Below are 20,698 nucleotides of genomic sequence, written 5' to 3' on the forward strand. Positions count from 1 at the left end.
TGCTGAAATTTGAAAAGGATGGTATATCAATTAATAAAGTGAAGGCTACCATCCGGGATGTGATCACCCAGTTTCAAACTACTAAATTGAGTAAGGGCAGTGTGGTTCAGCCTGATGTGGATCCTTATTAAGCTACCTCAATTTTACACTTTTTAAGTCTATTTGAACGATGCCAGGTGCGTTAGGCGCGGTAAAACCGCATTTAAACCTTGTGGTAAGCAAATAGTACGAAATACTAACTTTTAAATTATTTTTCTGATAAGCCGTGTCCAAGGTTTTTGGGCTGTACCTAGTGTTATCGTCGTCCAATTTTACCTGCCATCCGCAACCATCGGCGGCAACATCGCCGGTATTAATAATAGTAGCATTTGCCGTTAACAGGTTTTGGTCCTTTTTGCAGGATAGGGTGATGCTTGCAAAAAGCAATACCATCAACGTGGTTTTTAAATATTTAGTTAGGTTCATAGATCAATGTTGTTTTTATACCATTACGCAATTGATAAGCCTAATGCTACAACGCGGAATTTATTTTCTAACAATTTATATATCGCCGGCTAAAAGCTTGCTTTTTGTATAACTTTGCTCTTATAATGGCTTATAAATATATTGATAATTACCGTGAACAGGGAGCCAGAAAAAAACTGGTAGAGGAATTAAGAAAGAAAGGCATTGAGGATGAAAACGTGCTTAAAGCCATTGGTAAAGTTACGCGCCACTACTTTTTCGATGAAACTTTCTGGAACCAGGCTTATAAGGATATTGCTTTCCCGATAGGCGAAGGGCAAACTATATCGCAACCGTACACCGTTGCCTATCAAACGCAGTTATTGCATATTAAAAAAGGCGATAAAGTGCTTGAAATAGGTACCGGATCGGGCTATCAAGCCTGTATATTATTAGAACTTGGGGCTAAAGTATATACAATTGAAAGACAGGAGAAACTATACGAGCGTACGCGGCAGGTTTTACCACGTATGGGCTATAAACCAAGGTTCTTTTTGGGCGATGGCTCTAAGGGTATTGCCAGCCATGCACCTTACGATAAAATAATTGTTACCGCAGGTGCGCCTACCGTACCCGAGATCTTATTAAGCCAATTAAACATAGGTGGTATACTGGTTATCCCGGTAGGTGATGAAGAATCGCAAAAAATGGTTACCATACTAAAAACCGGCGAGAACGATTACGAAAAGCACGAACTGGACACCTTTAGATTTGTGCCGCTGGTAGGAGAGCGGGCGTGGTAAATAATTTCGGATATCGGATGTTCGATTTCGAATTTATTTTTTTGAATTTTTTATTCTTTGATTTTCTTTAGCTGTTTTGCCTATTGCTGTAAATATAGCAGTAAGCTCATTTGCTTCTTTTTTTAATGGAGCAATTATTGAAGATGAAACTAAACCTGCTTCTTCCATTAGATCAAACCAATAAATGGATTCGTCAGCCTCTTCCTCACAAATTACAATTTTATTAATAAAATCTGCAGTAGATTTGCCTTTACAAGCAGCACGGTAATTAGCTCCGACAGAAGTTGAACTTCTTAATATCTGGTTGGCTAAAACATTAAGTGAGCGGCCGCTGGGTAAACTTTCAATGAATTTAATTACATCTACTGCAAATTTCTGTGCCCTTCGCTTTAATTCTATTTATCCATATAACGATTTAAAAATATTTACCAAATTCGAAATCGAACATCCGATATCCGAAATCAACTTACCTCTTCATCGCTCTATCCATCTCCACCTTAACATCGCGTTCTTTTAGCGTTTCGCGTTTATCAAACGTCTTTTTACCCTGGGCGAGGCCTATTTCAAGTTTTGCAAAGCCGCGTTCGCTGATGAATAGTGCCAGCGGTACTATGGTTAATCCTTTTTCTTCGCCGCGGGTTAATAGTTTTTTAAGTTCTTTTTTGTTGAGCAGTAATACGCGGTCTCGTTTGGCTTCATGATTATAGAATGACCCGAACGAATATTCGGCTATATGTAGGTTACGTACGTATAGCTGTTCATTAATGAATGTGCAAAACGCATCATTAATGTTTGCTTTACCTTCACGAATAGATTTTATTTCGGTACCTAACAACTTTATCCCGGCTATGTATTTATCTAGGATATGGTATTCAAAATAAGCTTTCTTGTTTTTTATATATATTTTATCCTCACTCATAACTTTCGCTGCAAACTTACGAATTTAGAGATTAGTTAATTAGTGATTAGAGATTAGTTGGAAACGTAATCTTGCCTAATCTCTAATTAACCAATCTTTAATCCCTATATATGTGGTTTAACAACCAGTACAGGTATATCAACCATGTGTCGCACTTTATTAACGGTTGTACCAAATATCAGGTCCTTAAATGCTTTATGCCCATGCGATCCCATCACAATAAAATCAATTTTTTGCTCTGTTACTATCTGGGCTATTGCTCTTGCCGCGATGCCATAGCCAATTTTTGCCTCTGCTTTATAGCCTGATTTTTTTAACGTGGTAACATAGTGGTCCAGGTTATCTACATCACTTTGCGTTTCGTGATCTAATGCCTGATCGCCATAATAACGTGCGCCGGCAGTTTCAACCACATGTATTAATGCGTAGGTAGCTTTTTTGCCCCCCTGCATTATGGCGTGACGAATAGAATTAGCATCATTTTTAGAGAAATCAATACTTACGCCAATATGATGATAATCAATAACCTCTAAATTATCAATATCAGCGGCAATGCCGTGTGGTACAAAAATTGGTTTATCCTTATGTTTAAATAGCAATGGCCTTAAAAGCACATAAAGCAATAATAACGCAATGCCAATTACTATCGGTATCACCAATATATACATCCAAAATGCGGTTGATGGCGATTCTGTTGCCCAGCTATTTATCTGCTGGTAAACTAACTTGGCATTTAAACCTACTATCAATATAGCGCTGGCCCATGCTGCAATTTTAACCTTTAAGCTGATGACAAAATTCCCCATCTTTTTACGGTCCGATGTGAAATGGATAAGCGGGATAACCGCGAAGCCCAATTGAAGGCTCAGCACCACCTGGCTTAATATAATGAGGTTGCCCAAGCCATTTTCGCCAAAATAAATGATAGTAAATACGGCAGGCACAATAGCTAATACACGTGTTAGCAGCCTACGTAACCAGGGCTCAATGCGCAGGTTAATATGGCCCTCCATAATTATCTGCCCTGCAAGCGTACCAGTTATGGTTGAGCTTTGTCCGGCTGCTATTAATGCTATGGCAAATAATACAGGTGCTATCCTGCCAAAAATATGTTCAAGTAATTTATAGGCATCCTGTATTTCGGCAATATGAAAATAGCCGTTCTTAAAAAACGCGCTGGCTGCCAATATCAATATGGCCGCGTTTACTAAAAATGCCAGGTTTAGTGCAATTACCGTATCAAACAGGTTAAATTTTATAGCGGTTTTAATACCTGCATTAGTACGGGTTATTTGCCGGGTTTGCACTAATGACGAATGCAGGTATAAGTTATGAGGCATTACCGTAGCACCTATAATACCAATAGCTATATATAAAGCGCTACCTGTTAAGTTAGCGGGGATAAAGCCCTTGGCCACTTCCTTAACATCGGGCGTTACAATAAACATCTCTATTAAAAAAGAAAGTCCGACTATCAAGATCATTGATACAATGAAGCCTTCCAGTTTACGCATGCCTTTGTTCATCAGAAAAAGCATGAGCAACGTATCTGTTATAGTTAGCGAAACACCCCAAATAAGCGGCAGGTCGAATAACAGGTTTAACCCTATTGCCATGCCTATTATCTCGGCCAGATCACAGGCTATAATGGCTATCTGCGCTAATATATAAAGGCAAAAATTAATAAAACGCGGGTAGGTTATTTTTGATGCCTGTGCCAGGTCAAGCCCGCGTACAATACCCAGGCGAGCACTTAATGATTGCAGCAGCAAAGCAATTAAGTTTGACGCGAATAGCACCCATATCAACTTATACCCAAAAGCGCTGCCCCCGGCTATATCAGTTGCCCAGTTGCCGGGGTCCATATAACCAACACTTACCAGGTAAGCCGGGCCTATAAAGGCCATTATTTTTTTCCAGCCAATTTTGTCTTCGGTAGCGACAGAGCTGTGGACATTGCTTAATGATTCATTATATGGTTTCCTCATATCGCGATCAATAAATTTTTTGCCACTTCCCTGCTGATATGGATCTCTGTTTGTTCAACTTGTAATATCATAGAGAGGTCGTAATCAATAATTTCTGTAACCTTTATTTTTTTTCCGATAGTGAGCTGCTGTTTTTCCAGGTATTGCAAAAATGCCGGCGAATGATCGCGCACACCCGATATAATGCCGTTTTCATTAACGTTAAGGGCCGCTATCGGTTTCAATTCGTACTTCTTAAAATTACCGTTACGGTCTGGTATAGGGTCGCCATGCGGGTCATGCTTGGGGTAGTCCATAAACTTATCCAAACGGTCTATTAATTCAATTGATGATATGTGCTCCATTTCCTCGGCCATTTCATGTACCTCATCCCACTTAAAATGCAGTTTCTCCACCAAAAAATATTCCCATAACCTATGTTTCCGAATAATATGCAGTGCAATTTTTTCGCCTGCGGCTGTTAGCGTTACTCCCTGGTATTTGGCATAATTAATAAGTGCCTTATCTGCCAGCTTTTTTAGCATATCTGTTACCGAAGCTGCTTTTGTATTTAATGCTGCCGCGATTTGGTTTGTGCTGACATTTACATCATTAAGTGATAAATGATAAATGGATTTTAAGTAGTTTTCCTCGGCTAAAGTATTCATTTAAGCAAATCTAATAAAAAGTTTAGACTTGTCTAAAAAAATAATTGTAAAATTATATTTTATAATTTTTGATAATGAAAAATATAATTTTGTAATTTGTGTTAATAATAGATAAATAAAATTATGGGTGCTGAATTAGACAGGATAGATCTGCAAATACTTAGAATATTACAAGAGAACGGAAGGATAACAAATCTACAACTTTCTAACGAGATAGGACTTTCGCCGGCCCCTACTTTAGAGCGTGTTCGTAAACTGGAAAATGCAGAATATATAAAGAGCTACCATGCGCTGGTTGATGAAGAAAAACTGGGCCTTGGCATCAAAACATTTATACAGATATCACTTGATTTTCATCAAAAAAATACCATACAAACCTTTATTGATGAGATACAAAGTATAAAAGAAGTTACCGAGTGCCACCACGTAACCGGGCAGTGTGATTTTTTGTTGAAAGTATACGTGCGCGACATCAAATCATATGAGCAATTGATCATGGAAAAAATAAGCCGCATAAGCGTGGTTAAAACATTCCAAACCATGATGATCATGTCAACCAGTAAGAAGGAACCGATAGTGCCATTAGAATATTAACCCCCCAGCCCCCTAAAGGGGGAGCTGATTTGCAAATCTATTAATAGCAAAAATTATTTTGCGCTATTGTTCCCCCTTCAGGGGGTTAGGGGTTAATCAATTTGCCAGTCAATCGGCTTTTTACCCTGCTTTTCCAAATAGGCGTTTGTTTTTGAAAATGGTTTTGAGCCAAAAAAACCGCCGCGGCTAACCGCCAATGGCGATGGGTGCGTAGACTTTATAATTAAATGCTTACTTTCATCTATCAGCACACTTTTTGATTGTGCATAATTTCCCCAAAGGATAAATACAACCCCCTCTTTTTTGTCGGATATGGTTTTTATAACGGTATCTGTAAATTTTTCCCACCCTTTTTTTTGATGCGATCCGGCCTCTGCTGCCTGTACAGTTAATGTAGCGTTTAGTAATAGTACGCCTTGTTGTGCCCATTTGGTGAGGTCGCCGGTTTTAGGGATGGTAAAGCCGGGGATATCTGTTGCTAATTCTTTATATATATTTTGCAATGATGGGGGTACAGCAACACCTTTTTGTACAGAAAAAGACAAACCATGCGCTTGGCGAGCCCCGTGATAGGGGTCCTGACCAAGTATAACTACCTTAACCTCATTGAATGGAGTATGCCGGAACGCGTTAAGAATATCGTTGCTTTTTGGATAGATGGTTTTGCCGGCTTGTTTCTCTTCTTTTAAAAATTCTTTAAGCTTAAGCATGTAATCCTTGTTAAATTCATCACCCAAAACTTTCAGCCAGGAAGCTTCTAATTCAATTACCATAAATATTTATGAAGTGTTGATTAAGAGTACAAATAAACGGATATTTGCACTTTAATTTTATTGGATAAAAAAATATGTCAAATATAGTCCGGCTTATTGTAGCCTGTGTTTTTTTTGGTGCCGCGGTTGCACTTTGTGTCTTTGGTTTTTGGGGATGGGGAATTTTAGCCTTATTATTGGGTGGGATATTCCTGCTGTCCTTTTTCTTTAACGAGAACATGATCATTGCACAGTATTTTTTGCGGAAAGAAAAGTCGGAGAAATCTGAAGAGTGGTTATTAAAAATTACCAACTACGAAAAACAATTACATAAAAACCAACATGGATATTATAATCTGCTGATAGGCTTAATAGAATCGCGCAAGTCGCCATTAAAATCAGAAAAATATTTTAAAAAGGCACTCTCTTTAGGAATGAGCATGTCGCACAATACGGCTTTAGCTAAGCTGAGCCTTGCAGGTATAGCCATGGCTAAGCGCAATAAGCGCGAGGCACAGATGTATCTGTCTGAAGCTGGTAAAGATGATAAGAATAAATTGCTGACAGATCAAATAAAAATGATGAAGCAGCAAATGGCGCAAATGGATAAACAGGTAATAAAGGGCGGGTATCGCCAGCAGTTTTAATCTAAATAAATAGCCTTTAAAACAACCGTTTTAAAGGCTATTTATCTTCTATCGAACTGAAATAATCAGGTTCAGACAAGTGATTTTGATTGTAGGAAATATTCCTGTCGGGGGTTCCGGTGTTTTCTTCGTTCGGATCAGCCACTTCAACCATCTTTAATAAGCTCCTGATAAAAGACAAGTTAAAACTTGATCTGTTTAGCTTAATTAAGTATTCGCTGTCTGTGATTTCTAATATGGAATTAGTCATAACTTTTTGCTTAAAATGTGTATGTAAATGTAACTAACACATTCAGTGCCAAAGTTTCCGCAGTTTTATTATTATATTAAAGAATTGTTAATAACTGGTGTGGATAATGTTACAATACCTTTAAAGCGGGCCTTCACAAATAAGATTATTCAAACCAGCCCATCACTACTTCCTTTACAGGCATAGTAATTTCCAGCTTTAGTTTTTTACGCATTCCGCCCAAATCATTAAACACTTTGTTTGGGTTTGCAGCTTTTAATTCCTCAACCGTATTAAAGCCCATTTTATTTAATACCTGTACCCATTCGGCCGGTACGCCTATATTTATAAAATCGTCAGCCGTAGCAACCTTAACCTTTTTCTCGGGCCGCATTTGCGGGAAAAACAATACTTCCTGTATAGTGCTTTGGTTAGTTAATAACATTACTAAACGGTCTATACCAATACCCAAACCTGATGTTGGCGGCATCCCGTACTCTAATGCGCGTAAAAAGTCGTCATCCATCGCCATTGCTTCATCATCACCACGGCCGGCTAATATTAACTGCTCCTCTAAACGCTCACGCTGATCTATTGGGTCATTTAACTCAGAATAGGCATTAGCTATTTCCTTGCCATTTACAAATAGCTCAAAACGCTCTACCAGGCCATCCTTGGTGCGGTGCTTTTTGGCAAGCGGGGTCATCTCTATAGGGTAGTCGGTTATATAGGTTGGCTGTATCAGGTTAGCCTCCACTTTCGCACTAAATATCTCGTCTATTAACTTGCCTTTACCCATTGAAGCATCAACCTCAATTTTCAGGTCGGCACAAGTACTGCGTAAGCCGGCCTCGTCCATTGCCGATACATCAATGCCTGTATATTTCAGGATAGAATCATACATGGATAAGCGGGTATACGGCCCTGCAAAGTTTATTTCATTTGGGCCAACCTGTACTGCTGCAATACCGTGTACTGCACGGGTTACTTCCTCCAGGCAATTCTCTACCATCTCCATCATCCATATATAATCCTTATAGGCTACATATATTTCCATAGCGGTAAACTCGGGGTTATGCGTGCGGTCCATGCCTTCGTTACGGAACATTTTGCCAAACTCATAAACACCGTCAAATCCGGCTACAATTAAGCGCTTTAAATAAAGCTCGTTAGCTATGCGCAAAAATAATGGCATATCCAGCGTGTTATGATGTGTAGCAAAAGGCCGTGCCGCAGCGCCACCATGCACAGGTTGCAGTATGGGGGTTTCTACCTCCATCCATCCCTGTTTATTAAAGTAATTGCGCATAGCGCTGATCACTTTAGAGCGTTTAATAAATATCTGTTTAAATTCAGGGTTAACGGTTAAATCAACATACCGCTGGCGGTAACGTGACTCGGGATCGGTAAAACCATCGTGAATATTTCCTTCTTCATCACGCTTAACTACAGGCAGCGGTTTTAATGATTTAGCCAGGATGGTTAATTCCTGTACGTGTACAGATATTTCGCCGGTTTGGGTTAAAAAAACATAGCCTTTAACACCTACGTAGTCGCCAATATCTAATAGTTTTTTAAATACGGTATTGTATAGGGTTTTATCCTCATCAGGGCAAATGTCATCACGTTTTAGGTATATCTGTATGCGGCCGGTACTGTCCTGCAATTCGGCAAATGACGCGCTGCCCATAATACGGCGGTTCATGATACGGCCGGCAATGGTTACACTTTTATAAGTATCAGGATGCGCTTCAAAATTATCGGTAATATCTTGTGCCTGCGCGGTAACTTTAAACTCTTCGGCAGGGTAGGGGTCAATGCCTAAAGCACGTAATTGTTGTAAAGATTCGCGGCGTATAATTTCCTGTTCGGATAGTGCAATACTCATGTTGTGTAACGATATTTTATTAAAGGTGCAAAAATAGGATTTTTTCCCGTTGTCTGTGACGACATAGCAGTTATTGTTAGCTTTGACAGCTTTTAAGACATTGCATCAACTATTATGAAAACAGTATTAATTACAGGAGCCAACAAAAGCATAGGTTTTGAAACCGCGCGACAATTGGCGAAAGCCGGTTATTATGTTTATTTAGGCAGCCGCGATATAGAAAATGGTGAACAGGCAGTTGCAAAACTTAAAGCTGAAGGGTTGGACAATATAGAAGCTATACAAATGGATATCAGCAACCCGGCATCTGTTAAGCAAGCGCGCGAAGAAATAGGAAAGAAGATAAATTCATTAGATGTGCTTATTAATAATGCTGGCATAAGTGGCGGTTTTCCACAGCCCCCGGGCAGTTTAGATACTACAACTATAAGAAAAGTATTCGATACCAATTTTTTCGGGACGATAGAAGTTACGCAGGCTTTTCTTGATCTGTTAAAAAAATCAGATAGTCCGCGAATTGTAAATGTAACCTCCGGCCTGGCTTCGTTAACCCTACATAGCGATCCATCATGGAAGTATTATAATTTTAAAGGTGGGGCATATGGGCCTTCAAAAACTGCATTGAACGCTTATACTATCGCGTTAGCTTTTGAACTAAAAGATACCGCATTCAAAATCAATGTAGTAGACCCGGGCTTTACAGCAACCGACTTTAATCAACACCGTGGCACTGGCAATGTTAATGATGCCGCAGCTATAATTGTTAAATACGCAACTATTGGTGCCGATGGCCCAACCGGTAAATACTTTAGTAATGATATGGATACGGTTGATAGGGAAAGCCCGTGGTAAAGTATCGGTAGTTAATAATTCAAAACAACGACTTAAAATAATTGCTTTTGAGATAGGGCGTGTGTTTAATACCTTTACATAATGAATATTAAAGTAATTGCTTTTGATGCAGATGATACGCTTTGGGTTAATGAGCCCTATTTCAGAGCGTCAGAAGAAGCATTTTGCACTTTACTGGAGGAATACCTGCCCCGCCACGAACTGGAGCGTGAGCTGCTTAAAATTGAAATTGGGAACCTTGGTTTATATGGTTATGGAATAAAGGGCTTTGTGCTATCAATGATAGAAACGGCTATGAACGTAACCAATAACATGATAAGCGCTAAAACCATCGGACAAATAATTGACCTGGGCAAACAAATGCTTAACCAGCCTATTGAGTTGTTGGATGGGGTTGAGGATGTATTAAACGCGCTAAGAGGAAGATACCGCTTAGTAGTAGCCACCAAAGGTGATCTGCTTGACCAGGAGCGCAAATTGCGCAAATCAAAACTGAATAATTACTTTCACCATGTAGAGATCATGTCTGAAAAGGATGATGCAAACTATTTAAAGCTGATTAAACATTTAGATATACAACCAAGCGAATTGTTAATGATAGGTAATTCCCTTAAAAGCGATGTGCTACCTGTATTAAATGTTGGTGGTTTCGCTATCCACGTGCCTTATCACATTACCTGGGCGCACGAAGAAATTGAACACAGCATTGATAGCGGCATGTTTAAAAGCGTGGAGTGTATTAAGGATATATTGGGGTTTGTGTAACCGTTTTGATTTGACAACTCCTATAAATCGTCAAATCTTCAAGTCTAATCAGCCTCAGTTACACCTGTATACAGCTCATCTATCGCCTCCGCATATTTCTTTTCAATAACCTTACGCTTAGCTTTCATGGTAGGGGTTATCTCGCCATCATCCATGCTGAAAGGTTTGCGTTTTATCTTGAAGTTTTTAATACGCTCGAATTTGGCCAGTTCGTGGGATAGTTTTTTAATATCCTGGTTTAACCATGCCTTGATCTCTTTATCTTCAATAAATGGATCGGGGTTTTCAAAATAGGCTTCGTCTAATCCAAATTGTTCCTGTAAAGCTTCTTTGGCAGGAATAATGAACGCGGTAATAAACTCGCGTTTATCGCCCAACAAAAATACGCCTTCAATTTTGGGGCTTTTTAAATAGGTATTCTCTACCGGGGTTGGATAAATATTTTTGCCATAGGCATTTACCAGCATATTCTTTAATCTGTCGGTAATTTGCAGGTTGCCTTTGTAAAAGCGTCCTATGTCGCCGGTATGCAGCCAGTCGTCTTTGTCAATGGTGGCGGCAGTTTCTTCGGGTTTATTTAAATAACCTTTCATTACGCAATGCCCACGTACAATGATCTCGCCTTCTTCCGATTCAAAGTTTTCTTTAAATGATTCGTGCGTTTGGATGGTATAAATATGCTTGGTGTCCACATTTTGTATAGCCACTTCAATGCCCGGCACAATACGCCCCACGGTGCCAAATATTTGCCGGTGAAACTCGGTAACAGCCATAACCGGCGATGTTTCTGTTAAGCCAAAACCTTCCAGTACCTTTATACCCAGGTCGCCAAAAAACTCACCAATATTTTTAGGCAGTGCGCCACCGCCTGATAGCATGATTTTTAACCTGCCACCGGTGCGTTCCTTTATTTTGCTGAACACCAGCTTCTCGGCAAGTTTATGCTGATTGTTAAGGATGAAGCCGGATTTTTTACCGTCTTCATTAGCAATGCGGTACTTACGACCAATATCCAGGGCCCACAAAAATATTTTTGATTTTATGCCGCCCGCGCTTGTACCGTTTTTCATGGCGCGATCATGTATGCGCTCCAATAATCGGGGTACACAATTCATTACGCTTGGCCTTACTTCGCCCATGTTTTTAGCCAGTAGTTCCAGACTTTGTGCAAATGCTATTTTAGCCCCCGAGTACAGGCAGACGTGATAAGTAGCCGTACGCTCAAATACATGCGATAGCGGTAAAAACGATAAAAAGATATCTGTTTTTTCAATAACAGGTATCTGTATCAGGCTTACTTTTACGTTTTCTACCAAATTATGGTGCGTTAGCATTACGCCTTTTGGCGTGCCTGTAGTGCCTGATGTGTAGATCAAACAAGAAAGATCAGACGGTAAAATAGCTTCGCGGGCAATATTTATAGCCGTACGATGCTCATCAACCAATGTAAGCCCAAGTGTAATTACTTCATTAAAACCTATTACACCCGCGTCTAAATGCTGCTTCTCCAGGTATTTTTCGTAATCATCAAATGCAGGGATTATGCGCTCCAACTCGGGACAGTTATTGGCTATCTTCAATACTTTTCTAAACAAAAAAGGATTACCGCAAATAATGGTTTTAGCATCCGAATCGTTCAAAATATATTCTATTTCCGTTTCGGTAAGGGTAGGGTAGATGGAGGTGTTAACCGCGCCAATTTGCTGCAGGGCCTGGTCATAGTAAATATAATCAGGGCCGTTTTCAATAATCAGGGCAAGGCGGTCCCCTTTTTTTATACCAATATTTATAAACCAGGCAGATATGGCGTCTATTTTTTCCAAAGCTTGCCTGTAGGTTATATCTTCCCAAACATCACCCACTTTATGGCTTAAAAAAGGATGTGTATCCGGGTGAATATGCTTTACTAAATAACGTATTAGGCTGGGTATGGTGGTGCGTTCTGCTGCTGGGTTCATTTATGGGTAAAATCAGGATTGTTATAGCAACAAATCTAATAATATTTTTATGATGATTTCACCGATTGATTTATGATTTCACTGATGATTTCTGCAAACAAAAACACCGATCTTGTAAAACAAAATCGGTGTAATCAATATCAAAAAATCAGTATAATCCCTATACCGAAAAACTCTCGCCGCAACCACAGGTACGGCTGGCGTTAGGATTGTGAAAGTTAAAGCCCTTGCCGTTTAACCCGTCCGAAAAATCAAGCTCTGTACCGGCAAGGTATAAGAACGACTTCATATCTAAAGCCAGGCGCACGCCTTTATCTTCAAAAAACTGATCGCCTTTTTTTTCTTCGTTATCAAAGTCGAGGTTATACGATAATCCCGAGCAGCCACCTCCCTGAACACTTACACGCAGAAAATAAGAGGCATCAAGCCCCGAATCCTGCATTAGGTGGTCTATTTTGCTTTTCGCTTTATCAGTTACAGTTACCATTTCTTTTTAGAGTCAAGAGACAAGATGCAAGAGTCAAGAAAATCTGAAAACATAACGTCTTGATTCTTGGCTCTTAATTCTTGCTTCTATTTTTAGTGATGTACTTTTTCGCTTTCAATTGCTTCCATGCCATTTTTAACGCGGAAGTCGTTAATTGCTGCTTTAATAGCATCTTCTGCCAAAACAGAGCAGTGAATTTTTACCGGCGGCAATGCTAATTCTTCAACAATATCCATGTTGTCAATTTTCATTGCATCGTCAATAGTTTTACCTTTTAGCCACTCTGTAGCTAATGATGATGAAGCTATAGCCGATCCGCATCCAAAAGTTTTAAATTTAGCATCGGTGATGATGTTGTCATCGCCAACTTCAATTTGCAGGCGCATAACGTCGCCGCACTCTGGCGCGCCAACTAAGCCGGTACCTACCTTATGACTGCTCTTGTCTAAGGTGCCAACGTTGCGTGGGTTAGTGTAATGATCAATTACTTTATCTGAATATGCCATGTCTATAATTTTTTAATTTGAGTATTTGAAGATTTGAAAATGATCAAATCAACTATAAATTTATTTTTGTTTGTTAATGCGATAATTTTCAAATCCTCAAATTACCACATTTTCAAATTTGTTAGTGTTCTGCCCACTCAATCGAGTCGAGGTCTATTCCTTCTTTAAACATTTCCCAAAGTGGCGACATGTTGCGTAAGTTAGTAACTGCTGTTTTGGTTACTTCAATCGCATAATCAACTTCCTCTTCGGTAGTAAACCTGCCTAAACCAAAACGTATCGAAGAGTGTGCCAAGTCATCAGATAAGCCTAAACTTTTTAATACGTATGATGGCTCTAACGATGCCGAAGTACAAGCAGATCCTGACGATACAGCCAGGTCCTTCATAGCCATCATTAAACCTTCGCCTTCAACATATTTAAAGCTTAAGTTAGCAACATGTGGTAAACGATGTTCAACGTTTCCGTTTATATAGCTTTCTTCCAGTTGCATTAATGATGCTTGTAACTTATCACGTAACGCTGACAAACGTTTGGTTTCGCTTTCCATTTCCTGTCCGCAAAGTTCGCAGGCTTTACCTAAACCAACAATGCCCGGTACGTTTAACGTGCCAGAACGCATACCGCGCTCGTGGCCGCCACCGTCCATTTGTGCGGTAACTTTAACACGTGGTCCTTTACGCCTCACGTATAATGCGCCAACGCCTTTAGGGCCGTATATTTTATGTGCCGATAATGCCAGCAGGTCAATACCATCAGTAATTACATTAACAGGTATTTTGCCAACAGCCTGTACAGCGTCAGTCATAAACAATGCGCCAAATTTATGGGCAATTGCTGATATTTCTTTTATAGGTTGTATAACACCAATCTCGTTATTACCATACATTACCGAAACTAAGATAGTTTCTTTGGTCATGGCAGCTTCTAACAGGGCGAGGTCAAGAAGTCCGTCTGGTCCAACAGGAAGATAAGTTACCTTACCGCCCAGTTTTTCAACGTGTTTGCACGCGTCAAGCACAGCCTTATGTTCGGTAACGGTAGTAATAATATGGTTGCCTTTTTCTTTATACATTTCAAACACGCCTTTTATAGCCAGGTTGTCTGATTCTGTCGCGCCTGAAGTAAAGATGATCTCTTTTTCGCTGGCGCCAATTAATTTAGCCACCTGCTCACGCGCGTAGTCAACACCTTCTTCGGCTACCCAGCCAAATGGATGGTTGCGGCTGGCCGCGTTACCAAACTTTGTTGTAAAGTAAGGCAACATAGCTTCCAGCACCCTTGGGTCCATAGGTGTTGTAGCATTATTATCAAGGTAAATCGGGATATTCATACTTAAAATTTTATATAGCACAAAGATACCAATCTTTTTATTTAAAATCATTCAAAATAGTCATATTAAACTAATAATTTATACATATCAGAAAGATATTTTAGCCGGTAAATAAAACATGTATATTTGCTTATCTTCTAAACTATCTACCTTATTCTTAAAATAATCGTATTTTTAAGATGTATTGATAATCATAATGGCAACTACGTAAAGTGTATGAATAACGTTCACAATAAAGATATAGGAACAAAGCAAAAAGCGCTGGCCATTAATCTCGACCCTAAAATTTATGGTTCCTTTGCCGAAATTGGCGCGGGGCAGGATGTAGCCGCCAATTTTTTCAAGGCCGGCGCTTCATCGGGCACTATTGCAAAAACCATGTCGGCTTACGATATGACCTTTTCTGATGCTATTTATGGGGTACAGCAAGTGCGCCGCTATGTAAGCGAGCAACGGTTAAAATCAATGCTCGATCATGAATATAGTTTGTTAATAGAGCGTTTGGCCTCACAGCGCGGGGATACCACAAATTTCTTCGCTTTTTCTGATACCATGTCTGCCCTTAATTATAATAAAACCAACGACGGGCATGGCTGGATGGGAGTTAGGTTTCAGTTAGAGCCTAATGGCGCGTTTAACGACGTGGTGCTGCATGTAAAGCTGCTGGATAACGACAATAATTTACAACAACAAGCGGTAGGCAAATTAGGCGTAAACCTAATGTATGCCTGCTTTTATTATAATGAAATTCCGCCTGTGTTTTTGCTGTCGCTGATGGATAACCTGTCGAAGGATCGTATTCAGATTGATATGATACGCTTTGAGGGCCCCAACTTTACCAAGGTTGATAACCGGTTAATGAGCCTGCACCTGGTAAAATATGGGTTTTCGGACGCGGCTGTTTTTGGGCCCGACGGTAAAAACCAGCAACCATCAGAGGTATTATACAAAAAGCATATTGTGGTAATACGCGGCCGTTTTCGACCTATCATCAATGTGCATTTAGATATGCTGAGTAACGGCGTAAAGCAATTTGTTCAGGAGCCGGATGTAGATGGTAAGAATGTTACGGTAGTTACAGAGCTTACCCTGCAATCATTAAAAGAGCGCGATGCCGGTTTCGATGCCGAAATTGATGAAAAGGATTTCCTTGACCGGGTAGATATTCTTTGCTCGCTTGGGCAAACGGTATTGATATCTAATTTTCATGAATATTATAAACTAGTGGCCTATTTATCTAAGATAACCAGCTTAAAAATGGGTGTGGTTTTAGGCTATCCCAACCTGGAGTATATTTTTGGTGAAGAGCATTATAAAGATTTGCCGGGCGGTATTTTAGACTCGTTCGCTACCTTGTTTAGCCGTAAAGTAAAGCTGTTTATTTACCCTACCTTGCGCGACGGAGTTATTATGAATTGCCTGCGGTTTTACCCGCCGCCACATTTGATTGATCTGTACCGTTACCTGATAGCCAACAACAAAATTGAAGACATCCGTAACTACAACGAAAATAACCTGCATGTACAAACCGATATTGTATTGCAGTTAATAAAGCAGGGCGTACCGGGATGGGAGCAATATGTACCGGCCGAAGTAGCTACCATGATAAAGGACCGCTGCCTGTTTGGATTTCATTGCGATGTTGATCCTGTAACAGGGGAGCCCGTTAAAACTGACACCGCCGCGACGGAATAAAGGTGTAGCAGAGTACTCTTTTGAAATTAAATGAATTATATTTCATTTAATCAAAACAGTTATTCAATTTTGCTGTTACACGACTACCTTGGTGTAAAATTTAAAAACAAGCCAACTTTTTAAAGACAAGAAATGGATAAAAAAAAGTCGGATGAGTTAATTATTGCTAACAGGGAGCTTGCTTTTCAAAACGAAGAGAAAAAAAAGCGTGCCGCAGAATTAGCCATCGCAAACAAAGAACTTGTCTTTCAAAATGAAGAAAAAGCAAACCGGGCAGCAGAATTAGTTATTGCTAATAAGGAGCTTGCGTTTCAAAACGAAGAAAAAGCAAACCGGGCAGCAGAATTAATCATTGCTAATGTAGAACTTGCTTTTCAAAAGGTAGGCAAAAAAAATCGTGCGGCAGAATTAGTTATTGCTAATAAAGAACTTGTTTTTCAAAACGAAGAAAAAGAAAACCGTGCCGCAGAATTAGTTATTGCTAATAAGGAACTGGTTTTTCAAAATGGGGAAAAAGAAAATCGTGCGGCAGAATTAGTCATTGCTAATAAAGAACTTATCTTTCAAAACGAGGAGAAAGAAAATCGGGCCGCCGAATTGGTCATTGCTAACATCGAACTCGCCTTTCAAAATGGTGAGAAAGAAAATAGGGCCGATGAATTAGCGATCGCTAACAAAGAACTGGCTTTTCAAAACAACGAGAAAGAAAACCGGGCTGCTGAGTTGGCCGTTGCAAATAAGGAACTTGTTTTTCAAAACAATGAGAAAGAAAACCGTGCCGCTGAGTTAGTGATCGCTAACAAAAAATTGGTGTTTCAAAATGAGGAAAAAGAAAAACGAGCCGCAGAATTGCACATTGCCAATATAGAACTCGCCTTTCAAAACGGGGAAAAAGAAAACCGGGCAGCAGAATTAATCATTGCAAATGTTGAATTGGCCTTTCAAAATAGTGAAAAAGAGAACCGGGCGGCAGAATTACTCATTGCTAACATAGAATTAGCTTTTCAAAACGAAGAGAAAGAAAACCGAGCCGCAGAATTGATCATTGCCAATAAAGAACTGGTCATTCAAAACGAAGAGAAGGAGCGACGGGCAGAAGATTTAGCCCAATTAACCGAAGAATTAAGGCAGGCAAATAATGAATTGAATAAAAAAACCGAATTACTTATTAAGCAGGAAGAAACGGTTAGGGTTATTAATCAGGACCTTTTACTATTAAACCAGGAACTGGAAGAACGGGTTACGAGCCGGACAAAAGCTTTAGCAGAAAGCGAAAACCAGTTTCGTAATATGATGGAAACCATTCCTCAAATAGCCTGGACAAATACGTTTGAAGGTGAAATTACATTTTACAACCTGCGATGGTACGATTATACCGGGCTGACCTATGGGCAAACCAGGACCTGGGGATGGCGGAAGACAATTCATCCTGAAGACCTGCAATTTACATTAGATCAATTTAGAACGATCCGGAAAAGCGGTGATGGTGGCGAATTTCAAGTCCGCATTAAAAGTGCAGAAGGTATTTACCGTTGGCACTTAAGCCGTTTAATACCCATTAATAAGGAAGAAGAGAAAGCCTTGCTATGGGTTGGCACAGCAACAGATATTCATGAGCTTAGGTTGTTACAACAACAGAAAGATGATTTTATGAGCATTGCCAGCCATGAACTTAAAACGCCTATTACCACACTTAAAGCTGCGCTACAACTATTGGACCGCATGAAGGATAATCCGAATAATATGCTGGCTACTTTTATTGTACAGGCAAATAAAAGCATGGAAAAGGTAACTACGCTCATTGAAAATTTACTAAATACTAATAAACTAAACGAAGGGCAGCTCCATCTGAATAAAACCACTTTTACGATTGCTCAAATGGTTGCCAATTGCTGCCAGCATGTAAGGATCACAGGTATATATACCATTATTACAGATGGTGATAAAGAGTTGGAGATTTATGCTGATGCCGACCGGATAGACCAAGTGGTTATTAATTTCGTAAACAATGCCATCAAATATGCATCCGCCGCTAAGGACATCTATGTTAAAATTGAAAAAATAGATAATATGGCTAAAGTGTCTGTTACCGACAAAGGCCCGGGTATCCATCCTGAAAAGATGCCTTATTTGTTTGACCGTTATTATAGGGCAGACAGCAGCGGTATGCAATATTCTGGTTTAGGGTTGGGGTTGTATATCAGCTCCGAAATCATAAAAAGACATGGTGGGCAAATAGGCGTGGACAGCGAATTAGGCAAAGGCAGCACTTTCTGGTTTACCCTGCCATTATAGGGCGGGAAAGAACCCCTAACATTTTTCTTTAATTATTTCACCATATTTGTTCATGAACAAAATAGAGCATATTGGTATTGCCGTAACCAACCTTAAAGCTGCCGGCAACCTGTATGAAAAACTATTAAACACTACTGTTTATAAGATAGAAGACGTAGCCAGCGAAGGCGTTAAAACCGCGTTCCTGCAAACCGGCCCTAATAAGATTGAGCTGTTGGAAGCATCCAACCCCGATAGCCCCATAGCCAAATTCATCGCCAAAAAAGGAGAGGGCATACACCACATAGCTTTTGAGGTTGATGATATCATAGCCGAAATGGCACGCCTAAAAAACGAAGGTTTTGTTTTGTTAAGCGATGAACCGAAAAAGGGTGCTGATAATAAGCTGGTTTGTTTTGTGCATCCGAAGAGCGCGGGTGGGGTGTTGGTGGAGTTGGTGCAGGAGAGTTAAATTGGCAGTTGTCGGTTGGCAGTATGATTCGAACAGCGAAGAATCGGGCTAGCGATTATTTTATCTTATCATCAATTTCCTTATATAGTTTAAATCCACTACTTAATCTCATCCCTTAATTTCTTGCTTGCGATAAGTTGACTGCCGAAAAGGTTAAAGCTTGAAATATTTGCCCTCTATAATGAATCAGGAGCATCCTTATCAAGGGATACATAAATTATTTCTACACCTCTTTTTTTTAGTTCCTGATATAATGTTTGACTAAACCTAAACTCATCTTTACATGGTTCGCACCAGGTAGCCCAAAGATCAATGAATACCACCTTTCCCTTAAACTTGGATAGTAATTGTTGAATGCTGGTGACTTGATTATAGTCCCTTATTATTTTTATACGATTGTCAAGCGATTGACTATATACTACACTTATAAAACCGATTGAACAGAGAAATACTATTATAAATGCTTTCATTCGCTAATGTAATATTTATATTTCAAGTTGGCCCGGATGTCCATCCCGGACTGAATAGATCCTCAGCCCCAGCGTGGACAGCAGATAGTTTTTAGACTATCAAAAAAATCAGGACAGCAGGGCTATTTGAAAAATAAAAAGCCTTCCGGTATTTAACCAGGAAGGCTTGTATAAGTTAGAATAGTATTTATTTTACCCAAAGCGGCCCTTTACCCGTCATTCTTTTAATAATAATATAAATTATGGCCAGTGAAAAAGCAACGTGGAAATACCCGAACCGGGCGGGTACACCCGAATTTAAACAGAAAATGTAAATGATGCCCCCTATATTAAAAACAAGTATGGCTAAACTGATTTTTCCAACCAATTTACTGGCAGCGGTATTTTCCGGGCCAAATTCAATATTGTTTGGAAACGTCAATACAAACTGTGCAATAAACACCAGGATCACAATAATGTGTACCGATGCTTTATCGGCGTTGTAGCCCATGCTTTCGCCAATAATGGGAAGAATACTAAAGAAGCAAAGTCCTGATAGAAAAAATTTCCTGTTAGCTTTTAATGCTCCGTAAAGGGTTAACAGGGTTAATGCTCCACCAATAATGGTAAAGATCAATTCAACAGTTGAGTTCATAATTAGTTTAATTTTAAGGTTTAAAATTATATTGGTTATATAAAAGTAAAAATAAATTACTGATTTACAATATTTTATGAAATATTGTAAAGGGTTATTATTAACAACCAATGAGGCTTGAACGCGTGTAGGTTCACCATAGGTCAGGGTAGGTCACCCTAGATCAGGTAGCTCAGGTAGGTTCACCCAAGTCCAGGTGGTCCACCCACCTAATCTTTAATAACCAATCTTTAAATTAAAAAACATCTTTTTACTTTTGAAATAAAATACTACATTTGCACCTCTTTTATAAGAAGAAGAGCAATAATAACGATGAAAAAAGATCTGCACCCATCAAACTA

At 39.5% G+C, this 20,698-nt stretch carries 22 protein-coding genes; 8 read left to right on the plus strand and 14 right to left on the minus strand.

Annotated features, from left to right (window positions below):
* Nucleotides 1-132 precede the first annotated feature (132 nt).
* Nucleotides 133-465, minus strand: coding sequence for a hypothetical protein (locus JWP71_RS05055; RefSeq protein ID WP_299497665.1), 333 nt, complete (start codon nt 463-465; stop codon nt 133-135).
* Nucleotides 466-590: 125 nt separating this feature from the next.
* On the opposite strand from JWP71_RS05055, the gene JWP71_RS05060 reads away from it, so the two are divergent.
* The gene (locus JWP71_RS05060; RefSeq protein ID WP_299497666.1) at nt 591-1,247 is read left to right on the plus strand and encodes a protein-L-isoaspartate(D-aspartate) O-methyltransferase; all 657 of its coding nucleotides are present in this window, start codon (nt 591-593) and stop codon (nt 1,245-1,247) included.
* A gap of 33 nt (nt 1,248-1,280) precedes the next feature.
* Here JWP71_RS05060 and JWP71_RS05065 read toward each other — a convergent pair whose 3' ends face one another.
* The 4 genes from JWP71_RS05065 to JWP71_RS05080 all read right to left on the minus strand — a co-directional run bounded on the left by JWP71_RS05065 (nt 1,281) and on the right by JWP71_RS05080 (nt 4,801).
* Nucleotides 1,281-1,646: a four helix bundle protein gene (locus JWP71_RS05065; protein WP_299497686.1), complete on the minus strand. Its 366-nt coding sequence runs from the start codon at nt 1,644-1,646 to the stop codon at nt 1,281-1,283.
* A 67-nt stretch (nt 1,647-1,713) separates the two neighbouring features.
* Nucleotides 1,714-2,166 carry an SsrA-binding protein SmpB gene (smpB, locus tag JWP71_RS05070; protein WP_299497667.1) on the minus strand — a complete coding sequence of 151 codons (453 nt, stop codon included), beginning with the start codon at nt 2,164-2,166 and terminating at the stop codon, nt 1,714-1,716.
* A 104-nt stretch (nt 2,167-2,270) separates the two neighbouring features.
* Nucleotides 2,271-4,154, minus strand: a complete 1,884-nt coding sequence (locus JWP71_RS05075) for an Nramp family divalent metal transporter (protein WP_299497668.1) — start codon at nt 4,152-4,154, stop codon at nt 2,271-2,273.
* Entirely contained in the window at nt 4,151-4,801 is a 651-nt protein-coding gene (locus tag JWP71_RS05080; RefSeq protein ID WP_299497669.1) for a metal-dependent transcriptional regulator, read from the minus strand. The genes JWP71_RS05075 and JWP71_RS05080 overlap by 4 nt, the downstream gene beginning before the upstream one ends.
* 123 nt (nt 4,802-4,924) lie before the next feature.
* Between JWP71_RS05080 and JWP71_RS05085 the strand changes: the two genes are divergently transcribed.
* The gene (locus tag JWP71_RS05085) at nt 4,925-5,395 is read left to right on the plus strand and encodes an Lrp/AsnC family transcriptional regulator (protein ID WP_299497670.1); all 471 of its coding nucleotides are present in this window, start codon (nt 4,925-4,927) and stop codon (nt 5,393-5,395) included.
* Between the two features lie 92 nt (nt 5,396-5,487).
* Here JWP71_RS05085 and ung read toward each other — a convergent pair whose 3' ends face one another.
* The gene (gene ung / locus JWP71_RS05090) at nt 5,488-6,168 is read right to left on the minus strand and encodes a uracil-DNA glycosylase (RefSeq protein ID WP_299497672.1); all 681 of its coding nucleotides are present in this window, start codon (nt 6,166-6,168) and stop codon (nt 5,488-5,490) included.
* A 74-nt stretch (nt 6,169-6,242) separates the two neighbouring features.
* Between ung and JWP71_RS05095 the strand changes: the two genes are divergently transcribed.
* Complete coding sequence (locus JWP71_RS05095) at nt 6,243-6,794, plus strand: DUF2892 domain-containing protein (protein ID WP_299497673.1); 552 nt, start codon at nt 6,243-6,245, stop codon at nt 6,792-6,794.
* A 37-nt stretch (nt 6,795-6,831) separates the two neighbouring features.
* Here the strand turns inward: JWP71_RS05095 and JWP71_RS05100 are convergent, their stop codons facing one another.
* Both JWP71_RS05100 and lysS read right to left on the minus strand, forming a co-directional pair.
* Nucleotides 6,832-7,044: a hypothetical protein gene (locus JWP71_RS05100; RefSeq protein WP_299497674.1), complete on the minus strand. Its 213-nt coding sequence runs from the start codon at nt 7,042-7,044 to the stop codon at nt 6,832-6,834.
* 145 nt (nt 7,045-7,189) lie between these two features.
* Nucleotides 7,190-8,911 carry a lysine--tRNA ligase gene (gene lysS, locus JWP71_RS05105; RefSeq protein WP_299497675.1) on the minus strand — a complete coding sequence of 574 codons (1,722 nt, stop codon included), beginning with the start codon at nt 8,909-8,911 and terminating at the stop codon, nt 7,190-7,192.
* A 114-nt stretch (nt 8,912-9,025) separates the two neighbouring features.
* Here lysS and JWP71_RS05110 point away from each other — a divergent pair, with 114 nt between their 5' ends.
* Together JWP71_RS05110 and JWP71_RS05115 are read left to right on the plus strand one after the other, a co-directional pair.
* On the plus strand, nt 9,026-9,763 hold the full coding sequence (locus tag JWP71_RS05110; RefSeq protein ID WP_299497676.1) for an SDR family oxidoreductase: 738 nt from the start codon (nt 9,026-9,028) through the stop codon (nt 9,761-9,763).
* An 81-nt stretch (nt 9,764-9,844) separates the two neighbouring features.
* Entirely contained in the window at nt 9,845-10,528 is a 684-nt protein-coding gene (locus tag JWP71_RS05115; protein ID WP_299497677.1) for an HAD family hydrolase, read from the plus strand.
* Nucleotides 10,529-10,572: 44 nt separating this feature from the next.
* On the opposite strand, the gene JWP71_RS05120 is transcribed toward JWP71_RS05115, so the two are convergent.
* The 4 genes from JWP71_RS05120 to JWP71_RS05135 form a co-directional block, all read right to left on the minus strand.
* A complete protein-coding gene (locus JWP71_RS05120) occupies nt 10,573-12,486 on the minus strand; it encodes a long-chain fatty acid--CoA ligase (protein WP_299497678.1) in 1,914 nt (637 codons plus the stop codon).
* A 160-nt stretch (nt 12,487-12,646) separates the two neighbouring features.
* The gene (locus JWP71_RS05125) at nt 12,647-12,973 is read right to left on the minus strand and encodes an iron-sulfur cluster assembly accessory protein (RefSeq protein ID WP_299497679.1); all 327 of its coding nucleotides are present in this window, start codon (nt 12,971-12,973) and stop codon (nt 12,647-12,649) included.
* Between the two features lie 92 nt (nt 12,974-13,065).
* The gene (gene iscU, locus JWP71_RS05130; RefSeq protein ID WP_299497680.1) at nt 13,066-13,479 is read right to left on the minus strand and encodes a Fe-S cluster assembly scaffold IscU; all 414 of its coding nucleotides are present in this window, start codon (nt 13,477-13,479) and stop codon (nt 13,066-13,068) included.
* 121 nt (nt 13,480-13,600) lie between these two features.
* A complete protein-coding gene (locus JWP71_RS05135) occupies nt 13,601-14,812 on the minus strand; it encodes an IscS subfamily cysteine desulfurase (protein ID WP_299497681.1) in 1,212 nt (403 codons plus the stop codon).
* A 216-nt stretch (nt 14,813-15,028) separates the two neighbouring features.
* Between JWP71_RS05135 and JWP71_RS05140 the strand changes: the two genes are divergently transcribed.
* The 3 genes from JWP71_RS05140 (at nt 15,029) to mce (ending at nt 19,253) form a co-directional block, all read left to right on the plus strand.
* A complete protein-coding gene (locus tag JWP71_RS05140; protein WP_299497682.1) occupies nt 15,029-16,507 on the plus strand; it encodes a TonB-dependent receptor in 1,479 nt (492 codons plus the stop codon).
* A 132-nt stretch (nt 16,508-16,639) separates the two neighbouring features.
* Entirely contained in the window at nt 16,640-18,802 is a 2,163-nt protein-coding gene (locus tag JWP71_RS05145; RefSeq protein ID WP_299497683.1) for an ATP-binding protein, read from the plus strand.
* 52 nt (nt 18,803-18,854) lie between these two features.
* The gene (gene mce, locus JWP71_RS05150) at nt 18,855-19,253 is read left to right on the plus strand and encodes a methylmalonyl-CoA epimerase (protein ID WP_299497684.1); all 399 of its coding nucleotides are present in this window, start codon (nt 18,855-18,857) and stop codon (nt 19,251-19,253) included.
* A gap of 176 nt (nt 19,254-19,429) precedes the next feature.
* Here mce and JWP71_RS17335 read toward each other — a convergent pair whose 3' ends face one another.
* Both JWP71_RS17335 and JWP71_RS05155 read right to left on the minus strand, forming a co-directional pair.
* A complete protein-coding gene (locus JWP71_RS17335) occupies nt 19,430-19,723 on the minus strand; it encodes a TlpA disulfide reductase family protein (RefSeq protein ID WP_366143518.1) in 294 nt (97 codons plus the stop codon).
* Nucleotides 19,724-19,910: 187 nt separating this feature from the next.
* Complete coding sequence (locus JWP71_RS05155) at nt 19,911-20,357, minus strand: hypothetical protein (RefSeq protein ID WP_299497685.1); 447 nt, start codon at nt 20,355-20,357, stop codon at nt 19,911-19,913.
* Nucleotides 20,358-20,698: the final 341 nt, after the last annotated feature.

The sequence above is a fragment of the Mucilaginibacter sp. genome (assembly GCF_028287845.1).
Taxonomy (GTDB): Bacteria; Bacteroidota; Bacteroidia; order Sphingobacteriales; family Sphingobacteriaceae; genus Mucilaginibacter.